Source organism: Croceibacter sp., assembly GCF_002716225.1.
In the GTDB taxonomy this organism is placed as follows: Bacteria; Bacteroidota; Bacteroidia; order Flavobacteriales; family Flavobacteriaceae; genus Croceibacter; species Croceibacter atlanticus.
Genome location: NZ_PAZX01000004.1, coordinates 103,736 through 129,311 on the forward strand (window position 1 = coordinate 103,736; position 25,576 = coordinate 129,311).

The following is a 25,576-nucleotide window of genomic DNA, read 5'->3' on the forward strand; positions in this document are numbered from 1 at the left end:
CCTATGTCCATTTTAATACACTTTTAATCCATTTTAATTTATTCTTGTAAGGTGCGTATTTTAAAGGGATGTCTATCCAAGTTCCTCTTTTAACTACAGATTTTTTGTGAGAAAATGTTTCAAAAGAACGCTTGCCGTGATAAGCTCCCATACCACTTTGACCAACGCCTCCAAAGGGCAAATTTTTATTTACAAAGTGAACAATGCTGTCATTTTTAACACCACCGCCAAAACTATATTTTTTTAATAATTTATCAGCAAAAGCTTTTTGTTCTGCAAAGACATAAAACGATAAGGGTTTGTGGTAATGAGATACATACTTGTGTATATCTTCTTCTGTAGTATAAGATATAATAGGAAGTATAGGCCCAAAAATTTCAGTCTCCATAGCATTACTGTTTAATGCTGGTTCATCTAAAAGTGTAGGGCTAATGTATAAATCTTCTTCATTGGTTGTGCCACCACAAATTAGTTTTGAGTCTTTAAGCATCTTGCTAAGTCGCTCAAAGTTTCCTTTGTGGCTAATTCTAGCAAAATCTGGAGATTGCTCTGGATCACTGCCATAAAACGCTTCAATTTCTTTTTTAAGTGCCGTAACTAATACTTTTTTAATACTTGCATGTACTAATATATAGTCTGGAGCAATACAGGTTTGGCCTGCGTTAATAAATTTACCCCAAACCAATCGCCTTGCTGTCGTTGCTATCTTAGCACTTTCATGAACTATGCAGGGATTTTTACCACCTAACTCTAAAGTGACAGGTGTTAAATGCTCTGCACAAGCTTTAGCAACAATAGTTCCTACTCTAACACTACCAGTAAAAAATACATAATCCCAAACTTTAGAAAGTAATTCTTGTGATACATCTTTATCGCCTTGTACAACGGTTACGTGCCCTTTATCAAACACTTTAGCTATAATACTAGAAAGAATATTAGCAGTATGTGGTGTAAGTTCGCTAGGCTTTAAGATAACGGTGTTTCCCGCAGCAACAGCACCAATTAATGGCGCAATGGCTAGTTGAAAAGGATAATTCCAAGGTGAGATAACTAATGTGTTGCCATATGGCTCTTTATAAATATAAGCTGAAGACGGAAAGTTAAGTAGGGAAGATGTTACCTTTTCTGTTTTACTCCAAGATTTTAAATTACTTATAAATTCATCTAGCTCTTTTAGTATGATAGAGGTTTCAGTAATTACTGCTTCAAAATATGGCTTTTTAAAATCTAAGTGTAACGCTTCACAGATGGCGTTTTCTTGAGCAGTTATTTCTTTGCGCAACTTCTTTAATGCAGCTAACCTGAAGGAAATAGGAAGTGTTGCTCCAGTTTTAAAATACTGTTTTTGTGCGTCTACAACGTTGGTAATATTCATATATTAAATTTAGTAAAGAGAATCTCTCATCTTAAACCTTAAGATTTCATTATATGTAAATTGCTCTACATTATCATTAGTTTGCATTAACAGCATAATATTTTCTGCAAATCGATTAATATCGTTCTCAGAAAGTACAGGTCTTATAAAGTTAATATCAGCTTCAAATTTATTTTTAGAATAATGTCTTTGCAATGCATCTTTTCGCATCTGTTTTGTAATAATAATATCTTTAATCTGTGAATTGAGTTTCAGATCACTAGTAATAGTTTCCACCAATTCATCTTCAGGATTGCTATAAATTTTTATAGCACTAAGAGGTAATTCTAATCCTAATATTTCACGATTAGAAGCTATTTTAGCACCGCTATTTGTGGTTCTCCAATTATTCCAATTTGCCTCTAAGCCACCAATTGGTATAATGCTTACCCACATTTTAAATGAAGTAGGTATGTAGTTATTATCTAAAATCCAAAGATAGCTGTCGCCAGGTGTTGTACCTCCAGAAGTGTAAGTAACTAAAAGTGCTTTGTTGCCGTTATCTAATGTAATAACCTGTCTGCTTGTTCCTTCATCAAATATTTTAAAAGGTGCCAATACCCAAAACGAATCGTTATTAAAGTGTTTTAGTGCTCTATTTATAGCACTCTCACGCTTTTCACCTTGTATGGTGAGGCCATCTTTAAAAACATTACTTTGTGATGTGTCTATTAAATTGAGATTTACTTTATAATCTTCCCAAGTGCATATTGCTAACTGTGCTCTTTTGTCAAGTTTGTAGGATGTTTTTCTAAAACTCCACTCTACGTATCTAGCTTCCAGGTAGTCTGGTTCATTTATAGCATTTAAAACCTTACACGCTAATGCATCTGCCTCTTTTCCACTTTTTCCCTTAGGAAGTGGCTCATTGTATAACGCATAAATTATAGCAAAGCCAATAATTAGCAAGACTATTATTATACCTATAAACTTGAGTAAGACACTGAAGAATTTTCGCATGACTTATAGAATTTCTGTATTTTAGAAGCTTAAAGATAATGACAAATGAGTAAACAAATTTTAGGAATAGGTAGTAGAATTAATCACGAAGAATTAGGCTTTGGTGTTGTTACCAATGTAGATGCATCTCAATATTGGGTTACTTTTCAAAAGGATGGTGTTGAGACCATTCCGCTAGATGATAACTTTGAAGTAATTGAAGCTATAGAAGACGAGTTAGATACTGTAAGTTTTTACGAGGTAGAACGAAGCTTAAGGTCTATTTTAAAACAGTACAGTGATGTTTCTGAAATAGTGCCTATTGCAGATAAGTATAAAAAAGGTACAATGACCTTGTATCCTGAAGACCGTACAATGTCCTCAAAAGACATTCCTATTAGTACATTCTTTCATAAAATAGTCTTGTTAAGAGATAGGCTGAGAGTTATGGAACAAAAGATTAACGCCCATAAAGGTTTAGATGATCAAGATAAGGTAGACTTGCAACAATATATTACAAGAATTTACGGAAGTCTTACCACGTTTAATGTACTGTTTAAAAATAAAAGTCAGCATTTTAAAGGAGAAGGAAAAAGCTAGAAACCAGCATAGTGTCACTAAGATTAAAACTTTGAGACTAAATATTTTGTAACATTTTATTTAAGCTACGTACTTATAAATGTAATCAATCAAAAAACAATCATATTATGAATGCACATGAAATAGACTACCATATTTACGGTGAAGAAATGCAATATGTCGAAATAGAGTTAGACCCTCAAGAAGGTGTAATTGCAGAAGCCGGTAGTTTTATGATGATGGATAGCGGTATTAAAATGGATACCATTTTCGGTGATGGCTCTGAACAAAACAAAGGATTTTTAAAAAGTATTTTGGGAGCAGGAAAGCGCCTACTTACTGGAGAAAGTCTTTTTATGACTGCTTTTTATCATGCAGAAACTGCTGGAAAAAAACGCTTAAGTTTTGCATCTCCATATCCCGGAAAAATATTACCTATAGACCTTAGCCGTTTTGGCAATAAATTTATTTGCCAGAAAGATGCATTCTTATGTGCGGCTAAAGGTGTTAGTGTAGGAGTGGAGTTTAGTAAAAAACTAGGAAGAGGATTTTTTGGTGGCGAAGGTTTTATTATGCAAAAATTAGAAGGTGATGGTATGGCCTTTGTCCACGCAGGAGGAACAACTGCTCAAAAAGAACTAGCGCCAGGAGAAACTCTTAAGGTTGATACAGGTTGTATTATTGGCTTTACTAAAGATGTGAATTACGATGTAGAGTTTGTAGGCGGAATAAAAAACTCATTATTTGGTGGCGAAGGTTTATTTTTTGCAACACTTACAGGTCCTGGAACTGTGTATGTACAATCTTTACCATTTAGTAGGCTGGCAAGTAGAGTATGGGCTGCAGCACCACAAGGTGGCGGTAAAGATAAAGGAGAAGGAAGTATACTTGGTGGTTTAGGTAACTTGATAGATGGTGACAACAGATTTTAAGTATTCAATTTATTAACAATCGTTTACAATGTAATTTTTTTGTACTATATTTAAGTAATCTAAATAAGACGCCTATAAAAAACCACTACCTACCTAACTAAAAACTAATGTATTATGGCGAGAGCTATGTTTGAATACACTAAAACAATCCTTAATAAGGTTAGTTTTGATGTACAGTTGTTCTGCAAGGAAGTTCAGAAGGCAATTAAAAGGCTATTACCTCATGAGATTGAGGAATTAAAATTATTTATAGAAGGACTTACCAAGGACAATCCAAATTTAAATCAGTGTTTGATTTATCTTACACCATAAAAAAATCCCGCATTATGCGGGATTTTTTATTTTGTATAAAAGAGCAAAATCTTATTTAGATATAGGACTTATTATCTGAACATTTTGAAATGTAATTGCACCTTTTACAACTCCTGCAATTACAGATTGTAATGCTTCAATTATTTGCATTTTAAGTTCGCTCTTATGATATATAATACTTACCTCTCTAGCCGGAATAGGATCTGTGAACATTCTTAAATGAGATTTGTCTTGGACCCTTAAATCTAAAGTATGTAGGTAAGGCAACAACGTCATACCCAAACCTTCATTAGAAAGTTTTATTAACGTCTCAAAACTACCGCTTTGTAAGCTAAAACGGTCTTCCTCATACCTATCTGCCATTTTACACAGGTTTAAAATACCATCCTTAAAACAATGACCATCTTGTAATAACAAAATATCTTCAACATCTAAATCTGTAGGATCAATTTTAATTTTTCCTTGTAATCTATGGTTGTTAGGAACATAACCTACAAATGGTTCAAAGTATAAAACTCGTTCCTTAATTTCTTCATCTTCTAATGGTGTTGCAGCTATTGCAGCATCTATATGTCCTTCTTTTAATTGCTCAATTATAGCTTCTGTATGTAACTCTTCAATAGAGAGTTTCACTTTAGGATATTTCTTAGTAAAATTGCTAAGGAACATAGGTAATAGCGTAGGCATAATTGTAGGAATAACCCCAATTTTAAATTCGCCGCCAATGTAACCTTTTTGTTGGTCTACAATATCTTTAATACGATCACTCTCATTAACTATATTTCTAGCTTGAGCTACAATCTTTCTTCCCACATCGGTTAATTCGATTGGTTTTTTACCTCTGTCAAAAATTTGAATATCCAGTTCATCTTCAAGCTTTTGTATTTGCATACTCAACGTTGGTTGCGTTACAAATACTTTTTGTGCAGCTTTTGTGAAGTTCTGATGTTCTGCAACAGCAAGCACATAATTAAGTTGGGTAATTGTCATAATGATTGTTATAGACTTCAAAAATAAGAAAGCTATCAATAATACTTATGAAAAGCTATGTTAAGATTGGTGTTTTTCTATAGAAATAAATCAATTATAACAACAAATTTAAAATCGAATCGCAATTGATTGATTCTCTCTTCCAACAATAAACTTAGAATCTGACCAAACTGGAGGACCAAAAGACATGTCGTTGTTAGATGCGCCATAACTTTCTTTAGGCATTCCGTTTGTATTAAAATCCATAGTCCCATTTTCATTTTCATCATGAATAGCTAAAACAGCATATTCACCTTTAGCAATACCAGTAAACGTAGCTTTAATGTGACCATCTACAATCTTAGCTTGAAGCGATTTTACAGGCTTTAATTTCATAAAAGTGTCTTCACTATGAAGCGCAAGTAAAACCACACCATTGTCATTTTTAACGTTGTTAATAGTAACTTCTAAATTGGTAGTTTCGTTTTGAGCAGAACAAATGTTTCCGAATACTAGTAATAAAATAGCAAATGCAAGAGTTTTCATGAGTTGTTTTTTTAAATTATACCTGTAAATTTATAGTTTGCATTTTCATTGTTACATTTAAAATAACTCAGTTGTAAAATTTAAGGACTCAACTGTATATTTGGTTAGACAAGTATTAAATTAAGCAATAAGGCTATCCATTAATTTAAGATAGTTTTTTGTATTTGAGTTAAATGCGTTAAATGTTTTCTAAAGCCATTAAATATTATGGTTTGTATTATAATCTAAGTTAATTTTATAGCAAACTTATTACCCCAAATGAAACTATTAATAACAGGCGCTACAGGATTAATCGGAACACATGTTACAGCCGTTTGTCATGAGCGTGGTTATACTGTAAATTATCTTACAACAGATAAGGACAAAATTGAAAATAAGCCTAATCATAAGGGATTTTACTGGAATCCTAGGGAAGGTGAAATAGATGTTTCTTGTTTTGAAGGTGTAGACGCTATAATTAACTTAGTTGGGGCCAATATTGCAAAGCGTTGGACAGAGTCTTACAAAAAAGTGATTATAAAAAGTAGAACTGAAACTGCAGAACTTCTTTTAAAATCTTTATCTCAACGTGAGCATAACGTTAAGCATATTGTGTCGGCTAGTGGTATAAGTATTTATCCAAGTTCTCTCACCAAATTTTATACAGAAGAGCATAAAGAAGTTGATGATACATTTATTGCAGATGTTGTTGTTAAATGGGAAGCTGCTATTGATGCTTTTGAAACCATAGGAATAGATGTTGCAAAACTGAGAATAGGGTTAGTATTAGCCGAAGAAGATGGTGCATTACCTAAATTAGCACAGCCTGTTAAACTTGGTGTTGGTGCTCCTCTTGGGAGTGGAAAACAGTGGCAATCTTGGATTCATATAGACGATTTAGCGAGAATGTTTGTACACGTTGTAGACCAACATTTAGATGGTGTTTATAATGCAGCTACATCTAAGCCACAGACAAATAAGGAGATTACACAGTATATTGCAGAAACCCTTAACAAACCACTTTGGCTACCAAATATTCCAAAACCTGTTATAAAATTAATGTTGGGTGAAATGGCTACCGTAGTTTTAGGCAGCCAAATGGCTAGCAATCACAAAATAGCTTCAACTGGTTTTGTTTATGAATACCATCACATTAAATTAGCACTTGAAGACTTACTTAAAAATTAGTGCCTGCCTTTTAGTACAGCCTCAATATCCTTTAAGCTAAATCCTTTAGCTTTTAAAAGTATTAAATAGTGAAATAATAAATCTGCACTTTCATTTAGAAATAAGACGTCGTTATCATCTTTGGCTTCAATTACCGTTTCAACAGCTTCTTCGCCTACTTTTTGAGCTATCTTATTTATACCTTCATCAAATAATGAAACCACATAACTCTTAGCATCTTTACCACGTTGTTCTGGAGCAACTTCTGAAATTTCTTTACGTTCACTTATTATAGTTTCTAATTCTGAAAGAAATCCAAAATTCTGAACATTCTTCTCATTCCAGCAGGTATCACTTCCTTTATGGCACGTTGGCCCTTTAGGTTTTGCCTGAATTAACAATGCATCTTGATCACAATCTACCTTAATAGAAACTAATTCTAAAACATTACCACTTTCTTCGCCTTTTGTCCAAAGACGTTGTTTGCTTCGGCTAAAAAAAGTAACCTGCTTTAGTTCTTGTGTCTTTAATACTGCTTCATCATTCATATAACCAAGCATTAACACATTCTTAGTTTCAGAATCTTGTATAATTGCTGGAACTAAACCGTTTGTATATTTATCAAAATTAATTGTCATAGTTTATTCTATTTTTAATCGTCTTGCTTACTTTATTTTAAAATTTAGAGTCTTACAGCAATATTATCGGCTTGTAAGGCTTTCTTTAAATCAACAATTTCAATCTCTTTAAAGTGAAATACGCTTGCTGCTAATGCTGCATCACTTTTCCCTAAGTGAAAGGTGTCCTTAAAATGCTGAATACTTCCTGCACCACCAGATGCAATAATAGGTATAGTTAATTCTTCTGAAAGCTTACGTAACGCTTCATTAGCAAAACCATCTTTTGTACCGTCGTTATTCATTGAGGTAAATAAAATCTCACCAGCACCGCGCTGTTCAACCTCTTTAGCCCAAGTAAATAAATTGAGTTCTGTAGGTACTTTACCACCAACTAGGTGTACAATCCATTCGCCATTAACTTGTTTAGCATCAATAGCTACTGTTACACATTGACTCCCAAATTTAGCCGATAAGTCATTTATTAATTGCGGATTTTTGACTGCCGATGAATTAATTGAAACTTTATCTGCGCCATTTTGAAGCAAGATATCTACATCTTCAACACTTGAGATGCCACCACCAACAGTAAAAGGTATATTTACTTGTTCTGCAACTTGAAGGACAAGCTTAGCCAATGTTTTTCGTTTTTCTTCTGTTGCAGAAATATCTAGAAATACCAATTCATCTGCACCTTCAATAGCATAGCGTTTTGCGAGCTCAACAGGATCTCCAGCATCTCTTAGCCCAACAAAATTAACACCTTTTACAGTGCGGCCATCTTTTATATCTAAGCAAGGAATTATTCGTTTTGTTAACAAGGGATTAGGTTTTAGGGATTAGGAATTTGCCTCTTCTAATTTCTTAATTTGAATTTAAAATGAAGGATTCAAGTTGCTTTAAAGAGATTCTATTCTCATAAATTGCTTTACCAATTATGGTACCCTCACAACCAATTTCGGCTAATTTTGGAAGTTCATCAAATGTTGAGATTCCTCCTGACGCTATGAGTTTAAGATCATTTTCGGTTTCATTTAAAATACGCTTATATAAATTAAATGCTGGTCCTTCAAGCATACCATCTTTAGATATATCTGTACAAATTACATAGGATATACCTTTATTTTGATACTCATTTATAAAAGGAATTAAAGCTTTGTCACTTTCTTCTAACCAGCCAGAAACGGCAATCTTTTCATCCATGGCATCTGCACCTAAAATAATTTTATCTGCACCGTAGGTATTAATCCAAGACGTAAATGTTTCAGGGTTTTTAACGGCAATACTACCTCCAGTAATTTGTTTTGCACCACTTTCAAAAGCAATTCTCAAATCGTCATCGGTTTTTAGACCACCACCAAAATCAATCTGTAAAGAAGTGTTTGTGGCAATATTTTCTAAAACTTTGTGATTAACAATATGCTTAGATTTTGCACCATCTAAATCTACCAAATGCAAATATTTAATACCGTGATCCTCAAAACGTTTTGCCATGTCTAAAGGATCTTCACTATAAATTTTCTTAGTAGAGTAGTCGCCTTTACTCAATCTTACGCATTTACCTTCTATAATATCTATTGCTGGAATAATTCGCATATGTTATAGGTTTAAGAAATTTTTTAAAAGTTGTTCTCCATCATTACTACTTTTTTCAGGGTGAAATTGTACACCATAAAAATTGTCTTTTTGTAAAGCAGAACTATATTGTATTTGATATTCGCTTGTTGAAATAGTTTCAGTAGAAATAGGAGCGTAGTAGCTATGTACTAAATACATAAAACTATGCTCTGAAACTTGTTGAAACAACTCAGATTTTAAATTGGTAATTGTATTCCACCCAATTTGTGGCACTTTTACTAAGGTTGAATCGAATTTTAAAACATCAACATCAAAAATACCAAGACCTTCTGTTTGTCCTTCTTCAGTATAATTACACATTAACTGCATACCTAGACAAATTCCCAAGACAGGTTGTTTTAATGTAGGTATTAGTTTGTGCAAACCAGTTTCTTTCAGCTTCTTCATTGCAGAACTTGCTTCACCAACACCAGGAAATATAACCTTGTCGGCTTTTTTAATCGTTTCGGTATCATCAGACAAAATCGCCTCAACACCTAGACGTTTAAATGCAAACTGAAGGCTTTTTATATTGCCTGCGCCATAATTAATTATTACTAGTTTCATAATAAGTAAGAAGTATGAAGTGAAAGGTTTGAGGTTATTATTTTTGAATACATAGTATATCTATATTGTTTGTGCAGTTTTCATTGAATTAGCTATTAAAGCAGAAAGCTCGATAGATTCCTTTTACTTACAGCTTTTAAATTTAAAGAACACCTTTAGTACTTGGCAACACCATCTTTTCTACATCACGTTTTACTGCCATTTTAATACTTTTTGCAAATGCCTTGAAAATAGCTTCAATTTTATGATGTTCATTCTGGCCTTCTGCCTTTATGTTAAGGTTAGCTTTGGCACCATCACTAAAGCTTTTAAAGAAATGTATAAACATTTCGGATGGCATATCACCAACGTGCTCTCTGTTGAACTCTGCATCCCAAACAAGCCAGTTTCTACCTCCAAAATCTATGGCAACTTGAGCCAAACAATCATCCATAGGTAAACAGAATCCATAACGCTCAATACCCATTTTGTTACCTAATGCATTGGCAAACACTTCGCCTAAAGCAATGGCTGTATCTTCAATTGTATGGTGTTCATCTACTTCTAAATCGCCATCTACTTTTATATCTAAATCCATAGCACCGTGTCGAGCTAATTGATCTAACATATGATCGAAAAACTTTAGACCTGTATCTATATTACTATTTCCTTTTCCATCAAGATTAAGTGTTATGTTAATCTTAGTTTCGTTGGTGTTTCTAGTAATTTCATAGGTTCTGTTTTTTAATTTTAAAAACTCGTATATACGTTCCCAATCATTAGTTTCAATAGCAATATGTTGCTCCAGTTCTTTTTCTGAAGTTGAGATTTCGCCTGTTCCTAAATTGGTGTCGTCGTTTATGAAAATACCTTTAGAACCTAAGTTTTTAGCAAGTTCCATATCTGTAAGCCTATCACCTATGACAAAGGAGTTTTCTAAATCATAGTCTTCAGAAAAATACTCAGTGAGTAATCCTGTTCCTGGTTTTCTGGTATCTTTATTTTCGTGCGGAAACGTACGGTCTAAAAAGACTTTATTAAAGGTGACGCCTTCATTTTCAAAAGATGTCATAATAAAATTATGGACAGGCCAGAAGGTGTCTTCCGGAAACACATCTGTTCCTAAACCATCTTGATTAGTGATCATAACCAATTCGTAATCTAGTTCCTTAGCTATTTTTCCTAAAAATGTAAATGCTTTAGGGTAAAATATCATTTTCTCAAACGCGTCAATTTGCTCATCTACAGTTTCTTTAATGATTGTGCCGTCTCTGTCTATGAATAGTACTTTTTTCATATTCTGAAATATTTGCTCTGACTTTATTTTAGAGCTTATTTAAACTTTTTAACGATTGCCTTTTTGAATAATAAGTGAAGTATGAATCAAATTTGTAGAGAGACTATCTTGCACCGTTATCATTTCTTGACAATTTTATTTTAATTTACTTAATACGGTTAATAATTTCTCATTTTCAGAAGCTGTACCAACCGTAAATCGTAATGTTTTTTCACAAAGTGGTTGGGTACTTCTATTACGTATTACAATTCCGTTTTCAATAAGTTGCTTGTAGCGTTTATTAGCATCATCAACCTTCACCAGAATAAAATTTGCATCTGTTTTATAACTATGATTTATAAAGTTAATAGTGTTCAATTGGTTCATAAGCTTTTCTCTTTCAGAGATTAGTTTTGTTATTTCTAGTTGAACATTTTCTTCTTCTAAAATTCGTTTTAAAGCCACTTGCTGCGTTAATACGTTAACATTATATGGTGGTTTTATTTTGTTAAGAATAGAAATTATTTCTTCAGAAGCAAAGCACATACCCAATCTAATTCCTGCCATACCATAAGCTTTAGATAAAGTTTGAGTGACAATTAGATTTTGAAATTCTTGTAATCGAGTCGTCCAACTTTCAGCTTCAGCAAAATCTATATAAGCTTCGTCTATTACTACAATACCGTTAAAGCTACTTAAGATTGTTTCAATAGCTTTTGAAGCGATTAAGTTTCCAGTCGGATTATTAGGAGAGCAGATGAAGATAAGTTTTGTATTTGCATCTACTTCAGCCAAAATAGCATTAACATCTAACTGAAAATCATCTACAAGTAACACCTCTTTATTTTCTATTGCGTTGGTATTTGCCAACACTTTATACATACCGTAAGTAGGTGGCAATGTGATGATGTTATCACGATTTGGTTCACAAAATGCTCTAAAGATTAAATCTAAAACTTCATCACTACCATTACCTAATAGAATCTGATTTATAGGAACACGCTTAACAGAAGATAGCTGAGTCTTCAAATTTAATTGTTGTGGGTCTGGATACCTATTTACTTTGGTCTCAAAGGGATTCTCATTGGCATCTAAAAATACCATATCATCTTCAAAATCTGTAAACTCATCGCGAGCAGAAGAGTAGGCGCTCATCGCTTTTATATTCTCACGAACTAAAGTATCTAAGTTAAAATCTTTATTCATTGTCTAGAGATTTTAATCGTAATGTTACCGCATTTTTGTGTGCCTGTAAGCCTTCTGCTTCTGCCATAAGCTCAATAGCATTCCCAATGTTTTGGATACCGGTTTTAGAAATTTCCTGAAACGTCATACTCTTCATAAAACTGTCTAGGTTTACACCACTATATTGTTTGGCGTAACCATTTGTAGGTAACGTATGATTGGTGCCACTTGCGTAATCTCCTGCACTTTCTGGTGTGTAATTTCCAATAAATACTGAGCCTGCATTTTGAATACCATCTACAAAAAAGTCATTGTCTTTTGTACATACTATAAAGTGCTCAGGACCATAAGTGTTAATGAGATCTAATGCTTCTACATTATCTTTAACTAAGATAGATTTTGAATGTTTTATAGCAACTTCTGCAATATCTTTTCTTGGGAGTTCTTTAAGTTGATTTGATATTTCTGCCTCAACATCTTTTATAAGATCCATAGAGGTACTCACTAAAATAACCTGGCTGTCTTTGCCGTGTTCTGCTTGACTTAATAAGTCTGAAGCTACAAAAGCAGCATTTGCAGTATCATCTGCAACAACTAACAATTCACTTGGGCCTGCAGGCATATCTATAGCTACATTAAACTTGGTAGCCAATTGTTTTGCGACTGTTACAAATTGATTTCCTGGACCAAATATTTTATAAACTTTTGAGATAGACTTTGTACCGAAAGTCATACCTGCAATAGCTTGAATGCCACCAACTTTATAAATTTTAGAAATGCCACAAAGATTTGCGGTGTATAAAATAGCGGGATTAATTTTTCCTTCTTTATCTGGTGGCGTGCACAGCACAATCTCCTCACAACCTGCAATTAAGGCAGGAACAGCCAACATTAAAATGGTTGAAAAGAGTGGTGCTGTACCACCAGGAATATATAAGCCTACTTTTTGAATAGGTCTTTTTTCTTGCCAACAACGTACACCTTGCGTGGTTTCAACTTCTATTTTTTGGGTACGCTGTGCTTTGTGAAATACCTCTATGTTAGACTTTGCCAATGTAATGGCTTGTTTTAACTCTTCTGAAACAAGAGATTCTGATTCCTTAATTTCTAAGTTTGAAACTTCTAATTGATTTAGTTTAATGCCGTCAAAAAGTTCGGTATACTTTTTAATGGCTTCATCACCTTTAGAGTCAACCTCAGAAAAGATTTGTTTTACGGTGTCTTCAATATCTTCAACCGTTTGAGTAGGGCGTTTTAACAGGTCTTGCCAATCTTCTATTTTAGGATAGGATACAAACTTCATAATTACAAAACCATTTTTTCAATTGGTGCAACTAAAATGCTCTCTGCTCCAGCTTCCTTAAGATCATCAATTACTTGCCAAAATTCATTATCCTTAACAACAGAGTGTAAAGAACTCCAACCTTCTTTTGCAAGTGGTAAAACAGTTGGACTGTTCATACCTGGCAGGATACCTATAATAGTTTCAATCTTATCATTTGGAGCATTTAGCAATACATATTTAGAATTTTTGCCGTTTAAAACCGCACGCATTCTAAACTGTAACTTTTCTAACGTCTCTTTAGCTTCATTTGTTATTTTAGGTGAGACAGCTAACACTGCTTCACTTTTTAACATGACTTCAACTTCTTTCAAGTTATTTTTAAACAAGGTACTTCCACTAGAAACGATATCACAAATAGCATCTGCAAGACCTATATTTGGAGCAATTTCAACAGACCCGTTAATTATGTGCAAATCTGCTTCTATATTATGTTTGTTTAAATACTGTTGAACGGTATTTGGATAAGAAGTAGCAATGCGTTTGCCTTGAAAATCTGAAATACCATTGTAATCTTTCTCCTTAGGAATTGCCAGAGATACTTTACATTTAGAAAAGCCTAACTTTTCTGCAATTGCAATGTCTTCACCTTTTTCTATTAATACATTCTCTCCGATGATAGCTACATCTACAACGCCATCTCTTAGATATTGTGGGATATCACCATTACGTAAATAAAAAACTTCTAAGGGAAAATTACGGGCGCTAGCTTTAAGTTGGTCTTTACCATTATCTATAGATATGCCACAATCTTTAAGAATTTGAAGAGAATCTTCATTTAATCTGCCACTTTTCTGAATGGCAATTTTAATAGTACTCATTGGTTACAGTTTATGTTTGAGAACAATTTTGGCAAACGGATAAAAACAAAAAACCCGTTTGAATGTCTCAAACGGGTTTTAGATTTATAGTTTTTCACATACCAAATCTACATCGCTTGAGCGTTGCTAGAAAAATGGTGATGTGTATGTGTGTTTCTCATTATGGCAACAAAAGTAATATATATTACTGATTAATTATAGCTTATAACATAATTTTCACATTCGTTTATCAGAATAATTTGTCTTTTATCACATTTATCCAAATGTTAATATACAATTTGAAGACTTTTTATAAATTTATAAGCAGAACATAGTCATACTACATGAAAAACTTTTTTACGGCATTCTTATTCTTTTGTATTTGGGCAATTTTTGGAATGTGGTATTACAGCTGTGTTATAAAAGGATTGTGTAACGATATTAGTTTCTTTAATGAAACTAAAACTACAGAACAGACAGCTGAAGAATTAAAATCCCAAGAAGAAGCTAAGCTTAAACTTTATAATGATAGTTTAGAAAGGGTTAGGCAAGACTCATTAAAGCAACTCGCAATCGAAACTGATAGGCTAAAAAATAAGTTCACAAATGCTAACTTTCTGGGAACACTACAGCCAAGTGGTGATACTATATTTTATTATCCTAACCCATTAACGGCTTATAAAAACAAAGCCAACATTTACGTTCCACAACCAAATTTAGGGTTTATAACTAAAGCTGTAAATTACATGAATACCAATCCTAATACAGAGATGGTTGTTTATGGCGCATACAGTCCTAAGACAGAGCAAACAAGCGATTCTTTAGGAATAGCAAGAGCCAATTTCTTAAAAAATAGAATTTTAAGGTATGGTTTAAATGAGCATAGAATATCTACGAAAGCTATTGAACGCCCATTAGAGTTTGATACTCGTGGCAGAAATTATGAAGCCATTGTTGTGGAGTTTAAACAACTTTCTTCAGCCAAGATTGAAGCTATAGAGGAAAGTGTGACCAATAAAACGCTATATTCCTCATTTGCACAACAGAATTTTAAACCAGATACAACACTAAAAAGTTATGCGCTTGAATTAAAGTCTTACTTACAGAAACACCCAAATAAGCGAGTAAGCATTGTAGGGCATACAGATTTTGTTGGAGAAGAGGAAGATAATTTATGGATTGGAGAACAACGAGCTAAATTAGTAATGAAATATCTAATATCAATAGGTATAGATGCTAATAAAATGACAGCAAGCTCCAAAGGAGAATCTGATCCTAAGTTTCCTAATACAACAGATGCTAATAGAGCAAAGAACAGACGTATAGAAATAAAAGTGAATTAATTAAATAAGCCCATGTTTGAACAGTTAAACCCTTTAGCAAGATCTACTGCTTGGTTAGAGATATTTATACTAATGTTTGTTGCCTTTCTTATTGGGTATCTTTTTGCACGTTGGTATTACAAGAAAAAAATTGATGAAGCCTCGAATTATTCTTATAACGCTACAGCAGACAGGCAAATAAACACTGCTAATACTGCAAGTAAGGTTGAAAACTACGATACAGATATAATTACACCAGGAAATATAAAAGCAATAAAAACTAGAGAGCGCTCTGGAGCAGCAGTAGTTAATAGAGCTGCACCACTGGAGAAACCAGAATTAGATTTTTCTGTAATAGGTCAAGCAGATATCGCAGACAAAGATGATCTTAAAAAAATAAGTGGTGTAGGACCATTTATTGAAGAAAAGCTTAATAGCATAGGTATATATACGTATGAACAGATAAGTAAATTTAGAAAGGAAGATATAGAAAATGTAACCGCATTAATTGAGTTTTTTCCAGGTCGTATAGAACGTGATAATTGGAAAGGACAAGCAGAGGCATTACATAAAAATGCCTAGTTAATTATATATTCCATTTTAATATTTGCTCTTTCATAAGCAACACCTTCTTCTAAAGGCACTTCTTTAAAGCCAAATTTTCTATAAATATAAATGGCATTTTCTAGTTTAGTGTTGGAGTATAGGATTACTTTCTCTAAGCCCATTACTTTTGCCTCGTTTAAGCAGTGTGTCATTAATTTCTGCCCAATTTTAAGACCTCTTAAATTAGTGTTTACAGCCATTTTAGTAAGTTCAAAAACGGTGTCGGTTACTTTCATAAGAGCTACAGTTCCTGCAACATTATTATTGTGTAAGCTAAAGAAAATTTTTCCGCCTTTATCTAAAATATATTTATCTGGATTAGAGAGCACTTCATTGTCATAATCTTCAACATAAAAAAATGTCTCTAGCCACTCAATATTTAGCGCTTTAAAATCTTGAGCGTATTTAGGGTTGTAGTCTATAATCATTGTTGTCTAATAAAATCTGAAACCATATAACTAATGGCTTTTCCTGTAGGGTAGTACTCAGATGGTTTTGCCTCGCAAATATGTAAATAGTGACACGTATTATGTGTAATACTTTCGGCAATACATTGCCTAATAGTTTCTAAAGACATACCACTTGGAGTTTGTGCACTGCTAGGAAACCCCGAAATGGCATCACAATCTATTTCTAATCCAAAAGCTGATTTAGAAATTTGGTTTAAAGCTTCTTTATAAGCTTGTATAGCAATAGAATCACTCAAAATATCATCAAACAACGTGTAGTCTATAAATTTTGAAGCATTCATAGATTTAAATATATAGTCTGGCGTATAATTTTTGTGCAATCCAAAAATGTGATAAAAATTTAAATAGCCTTGTTCTTGAGCATAACTAAATCCGTTACCACTATGTCTATAATTTGTAGTTCTTAAATCTGTATGAGCATCTATATTAATAACATTAATAGGATTAGAAATAGCTTCTGAAGCACCTTTAATATTTCCGTAGGCATTATTATGACCGCCACCAATTATGATAGGGATTTTCCCTAAGCTTATAANTGTCTTGACCAACTGAGAAACNTCTGCATCTATCTCAATTAAAATATCATGTAATTTAGCTNAAATGTTCGGGTCATTATCTTCGATATGCGAAGCTTTTATAAGCCAGTTTTTACAATCTATTTCGCCAAGTAACAAAACATTTTCTGGTGTGTTAAATTGGTTAACTTGTATATTTAAGAAAGCATTTAAAAATGAATTGAAAGCCTTTTTAGTACCACTTTTACCTAAATTAGCACGTACACCAATATCTTCTGGNATGCCAAAGATTACGNATTTGGCAGTGCTTTCTTTCAATGTTTCTAAAGAGTTTACTGTACCAATACGCTCACCAAATTTAATTTCACCTTTTCGTGGTGAGGTGTATATTTTTAGATCGTCTGTGCTAAATATTTTTAAGTGTTTCACTATAAGATCTTTCCGTTAACAAATACTGAAGCAATACAATTTTCACCAAAACTATATGGTAAATACCCGTAACTTGGAATTGGGTTTGTAAGAATTATATTAGCTTTTTTTCCTTTTGTAATACTGCCTACTTCGTTACTTAATCCCATAGCATAAGCACCATTAATAGTTGCTGCATTTATAGCTTCTTCTGGTGTCATATTCATTTTAATACTAGCAAGGCTTACCACCAAATTCATATTTCCGCTTGGTGTGCTGCCAGGATTAAAATCTGTTGCTAAAGCTAATGGTAAGCCGGCATCAATTAATTTGCGTGCAGGAGTATAAGGGATACTTAAAAACAATGAACAAGAAGGTAAAGCTACTGGCATAGTAGTNGCNTTCTTTAATGCATCAATATCTTCAGCAGTCATAACCTCTAAGTGATCTACACTTAACGCACCTTGCTCAACAGAAGCCTTTACNCCACCNATTGAATTAAATTGNTTTACGTGTACTTTAGGAGTAAGGCCGTGAGATTTTCCTGCAGAAAGTATATAGTTGGTGTCATCTAGATCAAAATATCCTTTTTCACAAAAAATATCTATATAGTCTGCAAGCTGTANCTCTGCTATCTTCGGAAGCATTTCCTCGGCAATTAATNTAAGATACCCTTTCTTATTTNCTTTAAATTCTTTNGGNACNGCGTGAGCTCCTAAAAAAGTAGCTTTTATAGGAATGTTATATTTGTCTTTAAGTTGTTTAATAACCTTAAGCATTTTAAGCTCAGCTTCTGTAGTCAGGCCATATCCAGACTTAATTTCAACAGCGCCTGTGCCTAATGCCATAACTTGTTCTAAACGTTTAGCAGATTGTTGGTATAAATCTTCAATAGAGGTTTGCTGAAGCTTTTCTGCACTGTTTACAATTCCGCCACCTTTATTGGCAATTTCTTCATAAGACAAGCCATTTATACGATCTACAAATTCTTGCTCTCTGTTTCCTGCATATACAATATGTGTATGGCTATCACACCAACTTGGCAAAACAAACCTACCTGTACAATCTATTTCTTCAAAATTCTTAGATTCTGGGAGTTGGGACATTGGTCCAAAATCTGAAATCANCCCATTTTCCATTAAAAGAAATGCATTNTCAATTTTAGGTAAATGCTTCATGTCTTTCCCAGAAACTTTATCAACAGTTGCCTCTCTAACTTGTAAAAGTTGCTTTATGTTTTTAAGTAATATTGCCATAGTGTAAAGATAGAAAAGCTTTAACGAAATAATAACGCGTATGTTAGCAAATGCAGGATAACTTGGTTAATTTTAGGGNCTAATTTAATTTTTATCATGGAATCTAAGAGCTACGGAAAAAANACAATTTGTACACACGCAGGACAACTGGAGGATCACCAATTTGGTGGAGCAGTTTCTCCGTTATATATGTCTACATCTTACCCTTTTCAAGACGTAGAAGAAAAGCGATATCCAAGATATTTTAACACACCTAACCAACAAGGCTTATCNAAAAAAGTTGCTGCATTAGAACATGGTGAAGCAGGTCTTATTTTTGGAAGTGGTATGGCGGCTATAATGACTTCACTTTTAGCNTTCTTACAGAGTGGTGATCANGTGGTATTNCAAAATGCTATTTATGGAGGAACTCGAAACTTAATTAATGAGGAGTTTAAAAAGTTTGGTATTGAGTATTCTTATGTAGAAAGTAATGATATTGCTAGTTACGAAAAAGCGATTGCACATAACACAAAGGTTATTTATATAGAAACTCCTAGTAACCCATTATTAGAAATAACAGATATTAAAGCTATTGCTGANTTAGCAAAAAANCATAAGCTTATATCTATGATAGATAATACGTTTGCATCTCCTATAAATCAAACTCCAATAGATTTTGGGATTGATGTTGTATTACATTCTGCTACTAAATACATGAGTGGTCATAGTGATATCTTAGCTGGTGCAGTAGTATCTAGCCACACCAACATAGAGCGCATATTTAATGCTGGTAAAAACTTTGGAGGCACATTGAGTGATTTTACTGTTTGGTTATTAGAGCGTAGCCTAAAAACTATGGCTTTAAGAGTTAAGCGCCAAAACAGAAATGCACGTAAGTTGGCAAAATGGTTAGAAAAAAACACTCAAGTAACCAAAGTGTATTATCCTGGATTAAAGTCGCACCCTAATTACAAATTGGCAAAAGAGCAAATGAATGGCTTTGGAGGCATGTTGTCTTTTGAATTAAAAGATGATTTATGCTCAAAACAATTTCAAGACAGTTTAAATTTAATAAAATCTTCTATGAGTTTAGCTGGTGTAGAAAGTACAATACTAAGTCCACACCTTACNTCTCACGGCCTACTTTCTGAAGAAGAAAGAGAAGAACAAGGCATAAAAAATGGATTATTAAGATTTTCTGTGGGAATAGAAGAGGTCTCAGATCTTAAAGCAGATATTGAGCANGCACTTAAATTAGCTTCAAAATTATCTAAAGTAATTGTATAATTTATCTTAAAAGGCTATTGTGCTTTGTCGGATAAATATGTATTTCACCTAATCACTACATATAGTGTGTTAATCAATTATAAAATGTTACACATTTAGTTTTTCTAGTTCTACTTTGCGAGAAATAACTCTTTCTTCAAAATAAAATTATGAAACTAAATTACGCCTTAACTTTTGTTNTAGCCTTAGGAACTCTGGTTGCTAATGCACAGGATAAAAACAAATTAAGGGATAATGTGGCTCATCAAACTATGATGACAGTTAGTGGCCACCAGTCCCAGCAAGAAGCCATAGCTAATTTTGCCAAATCTTATGAACTTGATGAAAACTCAACTTTTCAAGAGTACAGAACTACAACAGACAANTTAGGAAATACTCATAGTAGATATCAGCAATATTATAATGGTATTAAGGTACAGTTTGGTGTAATGATAGTTCACAACAAACAAGGTAGCGTCTCTTTGATAAATGGAGAATTATACAGTCCAAAAACTATTAATACTGTACCGAGCCTCNCTAAAGAAGTAGGTTTACAACGTGCAATTGAGCATACTAATGCTAACGCTTACNTGTGGGAAGACGCTTCACAAGCNGCTCTTATGGGTTACTCAAAACCCGTAGGTGAGTTGGTAATATTTCCAGATGTAAATAAAGGTATTGTTCATTTAGCGTATATGTATGATGTNTATTCTACTTCACCTATATCTCGTAATGAANTTTATGTAGATGCACACTCTGGAGATATTTTATTTAAGAACCCAATTATAAAACACGCAGACCGTTTAATTTCTAATAATGAAATTTCAGCAAAGGCAAAAGAACTTGAGAATACGTTAAACTCTGCGCTTGTTGAAGGAACTGCAGATACTCGTTACAGTGGTACAAGGCCAATTGAAACAACTNCTGAAGGATCTGAATTTATNNTGTTAGATACAACAAGAGGTGACGGAATTGTTACTTACAATTGTGAAGGTTTTAATGCATATCAAGATTTACATTTTTCTGATAATGATAACGCTTGGACAGCTGCAGAATATGATAACGATGAAAAAGATAATGGTGCATTAGATGCCCATTGGGGAGCAGAAGTAACCTATGATTTCTGGCAAGATATATTTAACAGAAATAGTTTTGATGATGAAGGAGCTCAAATTATAAGCTACGTACATTACGATGATGCAGACGAACCTTTGTTTTTAGATACAGGTTATGATAACGCCTTTTGGAATGGATCTGTAATGACATATGGAGACGGTAACACTTTTGATATTCTTACAGCGGCAGATGTATGTGGTCACGAAATAGGTCATGCTGTATGTACATTTACTGCAGATCTAGCTTATCAAAATCAATCTGGAGGTATGAATGAAGGGTANTCAGACATTTGGGGTGCTTGTGTAGAGCATTTCGGAAGAACAGGTTCTATAGATGGTGCTATTGATCCTAATGTGTGGTTAATAGGTGAAGACCTTAATTCACCACCATTACGCTCTATGAGTGATCCTAATTCAAGAAATGATCCAGATACTTATTTAGGAGATAANTGGGTNTCNACTGGAGATGAAGGTACNTGTGTGCCAGATGCAACAACAAATGATTATTGTGGTGTTCACACCAATAGTGGTGTTTTAAATCACTGGTTTTATATCTTGACAGAAGGTGCTGCAGATACAAATAATGCGCCAACACCAGATACTTATGATGTTGCAGGAATAGGTATGGTTAAATCTGCAGAGATNGCTTATTTGGCAGAACGTGATTANTTAACTCCAAATGCAACATATTTTGATGCTCGTAATGCAACTATTGCTGTAGCTAGCTCTATATATTGCGCAAATAGTCCAGAAGTTATTTCTGTAACTAATGCTTGGTATGCCGTTAACGTAGGCGAAGAATTTNCAGAAGCAGCAGATGATGTGTCGTTAATGTCTATTACAAACAATACAGAAGTTGGGTGTGACGCAGGTACATTTANCCNTCAAATTGTAGTTTCTAATGGAGGTACAAATATGTTGGGAGATGTAGACATTTCTTTTTCAGTAAATGGTGCAGCTACTACAACAGTTACAGAAACAGTTAACTTGGGAACTTGTGAGTCTACAACTCTAACTTTAGATATTGGTTCTTTAACTCGTGGNGCNAATATTTTAAACGTAGATGTAACTACAACAAACGATGGTCGTCCAGAAAACAATACAGGAACAGTATTAGTAGTTGTAAACGATGCTGCTGAAATAGACGTAGTAAATACTTTTGATACTGTTGAAGAGTCTTTAATCTCTTATAATGATGGTGTTATNTCAAGCTTATGGGAAAGAGGAGTAGCTCAAGGAACGCTTTTAAGTGATGCAGTTGCTGGAGGATCTGATGTTTANGGAACTAATTTAGATGGAAACCATCCAGATGGNACTATAGCTTATCTTGTTTCACAATGTTATGATTTATCTTCTGTAGAAAATGCTATATTAAAATTTGATATGGCTTTCGATCTTGANGAAAATTGGGATATTATGTATATGCAATATACTACAGATGGTGGTTCAACTTGGCAAACTTTAGGAACAGCATCAGATGCTAATTGGTATAATAACGATAGGCTTCCAGACGGTACAGATTGCTTTAATTGTATTGGTTCNCAGTGGACAGGTGAAGGAGAAGACGCACACTCAGGTGGAGGTTTAAACGCTACCATGCACGAATATAGTTANAGTCTTAGTGCTTTTGATAATGATGGTAGTGCCGAAACTAGTATGGTGTTTAGGTTTGTATTTCAGTCTGACGCTGCTGTAAATGAAGAAGGTGTAATAGTAGATAATTTTGTAGTTGAAGCAGACCAGATTGTACTTGCTACTNCAAATAATGAGTTTAAAGGATTGTCTNTATATCCNAACCCTACAAATACTATTNTAAATATTTCTGGACAAGATCTTAAAGATGCTAAAGTTTCAGTAATCGATTTAAGCGGAAGAGTAATTTCTAACAATGCGTCTGTATTTAATGGTAATGTATTGCAAGTTAATATGGAGCAGTTAGCTTCTGGTAGTTATTTCTTACTTATTGAAAATGAAAATTATAGATCTGTTAAGCAGGTTATTAGAAAATAATTATTCAATNACANACTAATNTTTAAAGCGGCTTAAATAAGCCGCTTTTTTTATGCTTCCATTCCAGGAAATGCTAACATTTGTCCCATACCAACGGTAAACAACCAGTTTCCATACAACGCGTGCTCAATGCTTACTAAGGTTGTAGATTTAGTCTTAGTATAAGTGTAAATAAATAATAAGCCNCCTATAAATGTTAAGATTAGNACCAATANATTTTTTAGAAANACGTGAGCCAAGCTAAATATTACCGCATTCAAAACCATAAACACAATTTTAGAAGAACATAAGTCCTGATAGCGTTTACAAAAAAAGCTTCTGTAAATTATTTCCTGAGGCCAAACCGATAAAAATGTATAAACGCCTAATATTACTACAAAGAGTTTAGGGTTGTTTAAAGGCACATAAAATAATAAGCTACTATCAATATAAAGGACATAACACGTAGTAATTAGGGCAATTACAATAAATTTTATGGCCGTTATTTTAAAGAACTTAGACCAGTTTAATGAAGATTTAATTTTAAATGAAGCATCTGTAAACTTAAATAGAATTGTAAGTATATAAATAAAGCCAAGAATGACTAGACCAGCTTTAACTTTAAAATCATAGTCTAATAAAAAACTTAAAGGTAGTAGTACAAACAATAAGACTAACTCAACTAATTTATAAGATTTTGAATATATCATTTAATGGTTTTTCTTACTGTTCTTAAATCTAAAAGGTTTAGTGCATTTATCTGCATACCAGAAATATTCTTGCGGGTAAATCTTACAACTTCATCATAATATAAAGGTACTATGGGCGCTTGAGACATTACTAGGGAATCAAGTTTGCTGTACATTTTAATACGTTCTTCAGTCTTAGAGGTAATAATGGCTTTTTCAAACAAAAGATCGAACTTTTCATTCTTATAATGCGTATAATTAGGTCCGTTAGGCGAGTGGTTTTTACTGTAAAATAAAGAAAGGTAATTTTCTGCATCGGGATAATCTGCAATCCAACTGGCTCTAAATACATCTAATTTTCCTGCACTGCGTTGTTGTCTAATTGTGCTAGGCGGCATAACATCTACATTTACTTTAATACCAGTTTTACCTAATTCACGCTGTATGTATTCTACTAAATCTAAATAATTTGCATTTGTAGATATTGTTATTTCAGGGTTTTGGTTTCCGGTTTCTGCTTTATAAGCTTCTACAAAGGCTTTCGCCTTTTCTGGTTGGTAGGAGTAATAACGTTGTTTAGAAAAACCAGGCAATCCTTTTGGGATAAACCCTTGTTCGGCTGGCGTTCCAATTCCATTTCTTAAGTAAGTAATCATGGCGTGCCTGTCAAAGCCAAAATTAATAGCTTTCCTAAGATTTAAATTTGAAATTTCAGAAGTTTCAGAGTCTAAATAAATACCTAGATATTCAGTATTTAAAAATGGCCCAGTAAGTATATTAACTTCGTTTTTATAAGCATTTTTAAGAGTTCCGTTACCAGAAAGTAATTCATCTTTATAGGAAGGATCTAAAGCGTTTAATAAATCTATATTTCCTTGTGCAAACTGAAGAAATTCACTCTGTTTATCTGGTAAAAACGTTATGGCAACTGCTTCTAAATATGGCAGTTGGTTACCTAGGCTATCTTTTTGGTAAAATAAATTATTCTTTCTAAATACTAATTTTTCATTTTCTTCCCAACGCTTAAACTTAAAAGGTCCTGTGCCAATAGGATGAGATCTAAAATTGGTATCGGCTTCAACAATGTCTTTTGGTAAAACAGAACAATACTTTGTAGAAAGTAAGCCTAAAAAAGCTGGAAAAGGCTTTTGTAATCTCAGGATAACAGTTGTGTCGTTTGGAGTAGACATTTGCGTTACATTTTGCATAACAAATCGTCCTGGTGAGGCAATGCTATTATCCAGTAAACGTTTTAAACTATAGGTAACATCTTCTGCTTTTACAGTTCTTGTGGAATCTTTGCCAAACCTTTCATCTTTATGAAAGTAAACATTATTTCTTAAAGTAAATGTATATGTTAGGGCGTCATCGCTTACCGTCCAAGATTTCGCTATATCTGGTGTAACATTTAGAGAATCATCTAAAGCAACCAAACTATTAAATAATTGGTGGCAAGCCCAAATATTGCGCTGGTCTTTTGCAAATGCTGGATCTAAAGATGTAATATTTGCATGTTCATTATACCTAAAGACTAAATGGTCTTTATTTTCGGAATCTTGCTCCTTACAAGCAGTAAGAAATAAGCAACTAATTGATACTGATAAAAATACTGAAACGTATTTGATGTTTTTCAATTTTTTCAACTAAGTAATTTGATGTAATTTTGCAGTCCGAATTTCGACTAGCAAATTGCTAGCTATCACTACAAATAAAGATATTTCAGCTAAGATAAAAAACA

Annotated in this window: 25 protein-coding genes; 8 read left to right on the forward strand and 17 right to left on the reverse strand. The window is 33.4% G+C overall.

Going from position 1 to position 25,576, the window contains the following annotated elements:
- Nucleotide 1: 1 nt before the first annotated feature.
- Entirely contained in the window at nucleotides 2–1,375 is a 1,374-nt protein-coding gene (locus CL818_RS01515; RefSeq protein WP_272974267.1) for an aldehyde dehydrogenase, read from the reverse strand.
- Between the two features lie 9 nt (nucleotides 1,376–1,384).
- A complete protein-coding gene (locus CL818_RS01520; RefSeq protein ID WP_272974266.1) occupies nucleotides 1,385–2,374 on the reverse strand; it encodes a hypothetical protein in 990 nt (329 codons plus the stop codon).
- A gap of 45 nt (nucleotides 2,375–2,419) precedes the next feature.
- On the opposite strand from CL818_RS01520, the gene CL818_RS01525 reads away from it, so the two are divergent.
- From CL818_RS01525 to CL818_RS01535, 3 genes are all read left to right on the forward strand, one after another.
- Nucleotides 2,420–2,953, forward strand: coding sequence for a DUF8685 domain-containing protein (locus tag CL818_RS01525; protein WP_272974265.1), 534 nt, complete (start codon nucleotides 2,420–2,422; stop codon nucleotides 2,951–2,953).
- Between the two features lie 107 nt (nucleotides 2,954–3,060).
- On the forward strand, nucleotides 3,061–3,864 hold the full coding sequence (locus CL818_RS01530) for a TIGR00266 family protein (protein ID WP_272974264.1): 804 nt from the start codon (nucleotides 3,061–3,063) through the stop codon (nucleotides 3,862–3,864).
- Between the two features lie 114 nt (nucleotides 3,865–3,978).
- A complete protein-coding gene (locus CL818_RS01535) occupies nucleotides 3,979–4,176 on the forward strand; it encodes a hypothetical protein (RefSeq protein WP_013187536.1) in 198 nt (65 codons plus the stop codon).
- A gap of 51 nt (nucleotides 4,177–4,227) precedes the next feature.
- On the opposite strand, the gene CL818_RS01540 is transcribed toward CL818_RS01535, so the two are convergent.
- Together CL818_RS01540 and CL818_RS01545 are read right to left on the reverse strand one after the other, a co-directional pair.
- On the reverse strand, nucleotides 4,228–5,166 hold the full coding sequence (locus tag CL818_RS01540; protein ID WP_272974263.1) for a hydrogen peroxide-inducible genes activator: 939 nt from the start codon (nucleotides 5,164–5,166) through the stop codon (nucleotides 4,228–4,230).
- Between the two features lie 108 nt (nucleotides 5,167–5,274).
- Entirely contained in the window at nucleotides 5,275–5,691 is a 417-nt protein-coding gene (locus tag CL818_RS01545) for a DUF2141 domain-containing protein (protein WP_272974262.1), read from the reverse strand.
- Nucleotides 5,692–5,949: 258 nt separating this feature from the next.
- On the opposite strand from CL818_RS01545, the gene CL818_RS01550 reads away from it, so the two are divergent.
- A complete protein-coding gene (locus CL818_RS01550) occupies nucleotides 5,950–6,858 on the forward strand; it encodes a TIGR01777 family oxidoreductase (protein ID WP_272974261.1) in 909 nt (302 codons plus the stop codon).
- Here CL818_RS01550 and hisIE read toward each other — a convergent pair.
- The 8 genes from hisIE to hisG form a co-directional block, all read right to left on the reverse strand.
- The gene (gene hisIE, locus CL818_RS01555; RefSeq protein WP_272974260.1) at nucleotides 6,855–7,475 is read right to left on the reverse strand and encodes a bifunctional phosphoribosyl-AMP cyclohydrolase/phosphoribosyl-ATP diphosphatase HisIE; all 621 of its coding nucleotides are present in this window, start codon (nucleotides 7,473–7,475) and stop codon (nucleotides 6,855–6,857) included. The two genes, CL818_RS01550 and hisIE, sit on opposite strands and share 4 nt — an antisense overlap.
- A 44-nt stretch (nucleotides 7,476–7,519) precedes the next feature.
- Nucleotides 7,520–8,275, reverse strand: a complete 756-nt coding sequence (gene hisF, locus CL818_RS01560) for an imidazole glycerol phosphate synthase subunit HisF (RefSeq protein ID WP_272974259.1) — start codon at nucleotides 8,273–8,275, stop codon at nucleotides 7,520–7,522.
- Nucleotides 8,276–8,318: 43 nt separating this feature from the next.
- On the reverse strand, nucleotides 8,319–9,050 hold the full coding sequence (gene hisA, locus CL818_RS01565) for a 1-(5-phosphoribosyl)-5-[(5-phosphoribosylamino)methylideneamino]imidazole-4-carboxamide isomerase (protein ID WP_272974258.1): 732 nt from the start codon (nucleotides 9,048–9,050) through the stop codon (nucleotides 8,319–8,321).
- A 3-nt stretch (nucleotides 9,051–9,053) separates the two neighbouring features.
- Nucleotides 9,054–9,638, reverse strand: coding sequence for an imidazole glycerol phosphate synthase subunit HisH (hisH, locus tag CL818_RS01570; RefSeq protein ID WP_272974257.1), 585 nt, complete (start codon nucleotides 9,636–9,638; stop codon nucleotides 9,054–9,056).
- Between the two features lie 142 nt (nucleotides 9,639–9,780).
- Nucleotides 9,781–10,914 carry a bifunctional histidinol-phosphatase/imidazoleglycerol-phosphate dehydratase HisB gene (hisB, locus tag CL818_RS01575; RefSeq protein WP_272974256.1) on the reverse strand — a complete coding sequence of 378 codons (1,134 nt, stop codon included), beginning with the start codon at nucleotides 10,912–10,914 and terminating at the stop codon, nucleotides 9,781–9,783.
- Nucleotides 10,915–11,049: 135 nt separating this feature from the next.
- Entirely contained in the window at nucleotides 11,050–12,099 is a 1,050-nt protein-coding gene (gene hisC / locus CL818_RS01580) for a histidinol-phosphate transaminase (protein ID WP_272974255.1), read from the reverse strand.
- On the reverse strand, nucleotides 12,092–13,381 hold the full coding sequence (gene hisD / locus CL818_RS01585; RefSeq protein WP_272974254.1) for a histidinol dehydrogenase: 1,290 nt from the start codon (nucleotides 13,379–13,381) through the stop codon (nucleotides 12,092–12,094). Before hisD ends, hisC begins: the two co-directional genes overlap by 8 nt.
- Before the next feature lie 2 nt (nucleotides 13,382–13,383).
- Nucleotides 13,384–14,241, reverse strand: coding sequence for an ATP phosphoribosyltransferase (hisG, locus tag CL818_RS01590; RefSeq protein WP_272974253.1), 858 nt, complete (start codon nucleotides 14,239–14,241; stop codon nucleotides 13,384–13,386).
- Between the two features lie 323 nt (nucleotides 14,242–14,564).
- On the opposite strand from hisG, the gene CL818_RS01595 reads away from it, so the two are divergent.
- Together CL818_RS01595 and CL818_RS01600 are read left to right on the forward strand one after the other, a co-directional pair.
- A complete protein-coding gene (locus CL818_RS01595; protein ID WP_286971236.1) occupies nucleotides 14,565–15,563 on the forward strand; it encodes an OmpA family protein in 999 nt (332 codons plus the stop codon).
- A gap of 12 nt (nucleotides 15,564–15,575) precedes the next feature.
- On the forward strand, nucleotides 15,576–16,124 hold the full coding sequence (locus tag CL818_RS01600) for a helix-hairpin-helix domain-containing protein (protein WP_272974251.1): 549 nt from the start codon (nucleotides 15,576–15,578) through the stop codon (nucleotides 16,122–16,124).
- On the opposite strand, the gene CL818_RS01605 is transcribed toward CL818_RS01600, so the two are convergent.
- From CL818_RS01605 to hutI, 3 genes are all read right to left on the reverse strand, one after another.
- A complete protein-coding gene (locus CL818_RS01605) occupies nucleotides 16,121–16,576 on the reverse strand; it encodes a GNAT family N-acetyltransferase (protein WP_272974250.1) in 456 nt (151 codons plus the stop codon). The genes CL818_RS01600 and CL818_RS01605 overlap by 4 nt on opposite strands.
- Nucleotides 16,573–17,562 carry a formimidoylglutamase gene (locus CL818_RS01610; RefSeq protein ID WP_286971239.1) on the reverse strand — a complete coding sequence of 330 codons (990 nt, stop codon included), beginning with the start codon at nucleotides 17,560–17,562 and terminating at the stop codon, nucleotides 16,573–16,575. Before CL818_RS01610 ends, CL818_RS01605 begins: the two co-directional genes overlap by 4 nt.
- Nucleotides 17,562–18,797, reverse strand: a complete 1,236-nt coding sequence (gene hutI, locus CL818_RS01615) for an imidazolonepropionase (protein ID WP_286971241.1) — start codon at nucleotides 18,795–18,797, stop codon at nucleotides 17,562–17,564. The genes CL818_RS01610 and hutI overlap by 1 nt, the downstream gene beginning before the upstream one ends.
- 96 nt (nucleotides 18,798–18,893) lie before the next feature.
- Between hutI and CL818_RS01620 the strand changes: the two genes are divergently transcribed.
- Together CL818_RS01620 and CL818_RS01625 are read left to right on the forward strand one after the other, a co-directional pair.
- Nucleotides 18,894–20,066 carry a trans-sulfuration enzyme family protein gene (locus CL818_RS01620; RefSeq protein WP_286971244.1) on the forward strand — a complete coding sequence of 391 codons (1,173 nt, stop codon included), beginning with the start codon at nucleotides 18,894–18,896 and terminating at the stop codon, nucleotides 20,064–20,066.
- A gap of 254 nt (nucleotides 20,067–20,320) precedes the next feature.
- Complete coding sequence (locus CL818_RS01625; protein WP_502692188.1) at nucleotides 20,321–23,170, forward strand: M4 family metallopeptidase; 2,850 nt, start codon at nucleotides 20,321–20,323, stop codon at nucleotides 23,168–23,170.
- 50 nt (nucleotides 23,171–23,220) lie between these two features.
- On the opposite strand, the gene CL818_RS01630 is transcribed toward CL818_RS01625, so the two are convergent.
- Together CL818_RS01630 and CL818_RS01635 are read right to left on the reverse strand one after the other, a co-directional pair.
- A complete protein-coding gene (locus tag CL818_RS01630; protein WP_286971248.1) occupies nucleotides 23,221–23,859 on the reverse strand; it encodes a CPBP family glutamic-type intramembrane protease in 639 nt (212 codons plus the stop codon).
- On the reverse strand, nucleotides 23,856–25,472 hold the full coding sequence (locus CL818_RS01635) for an ABC transporter substrate-binding protein (protein ID WP_272974244.1): 1,617 nt from the start codon (nucleotides 25,470–25,472) through the stop codon (nucleotides 23,856–23,858). Before CL818_RS01635 ends, CL818_RS01630 begins: the two co-directional genes overlap by 4 nt.
- Nucleotides 25,473–25,576: the final 104 nt, after the last annotated feature.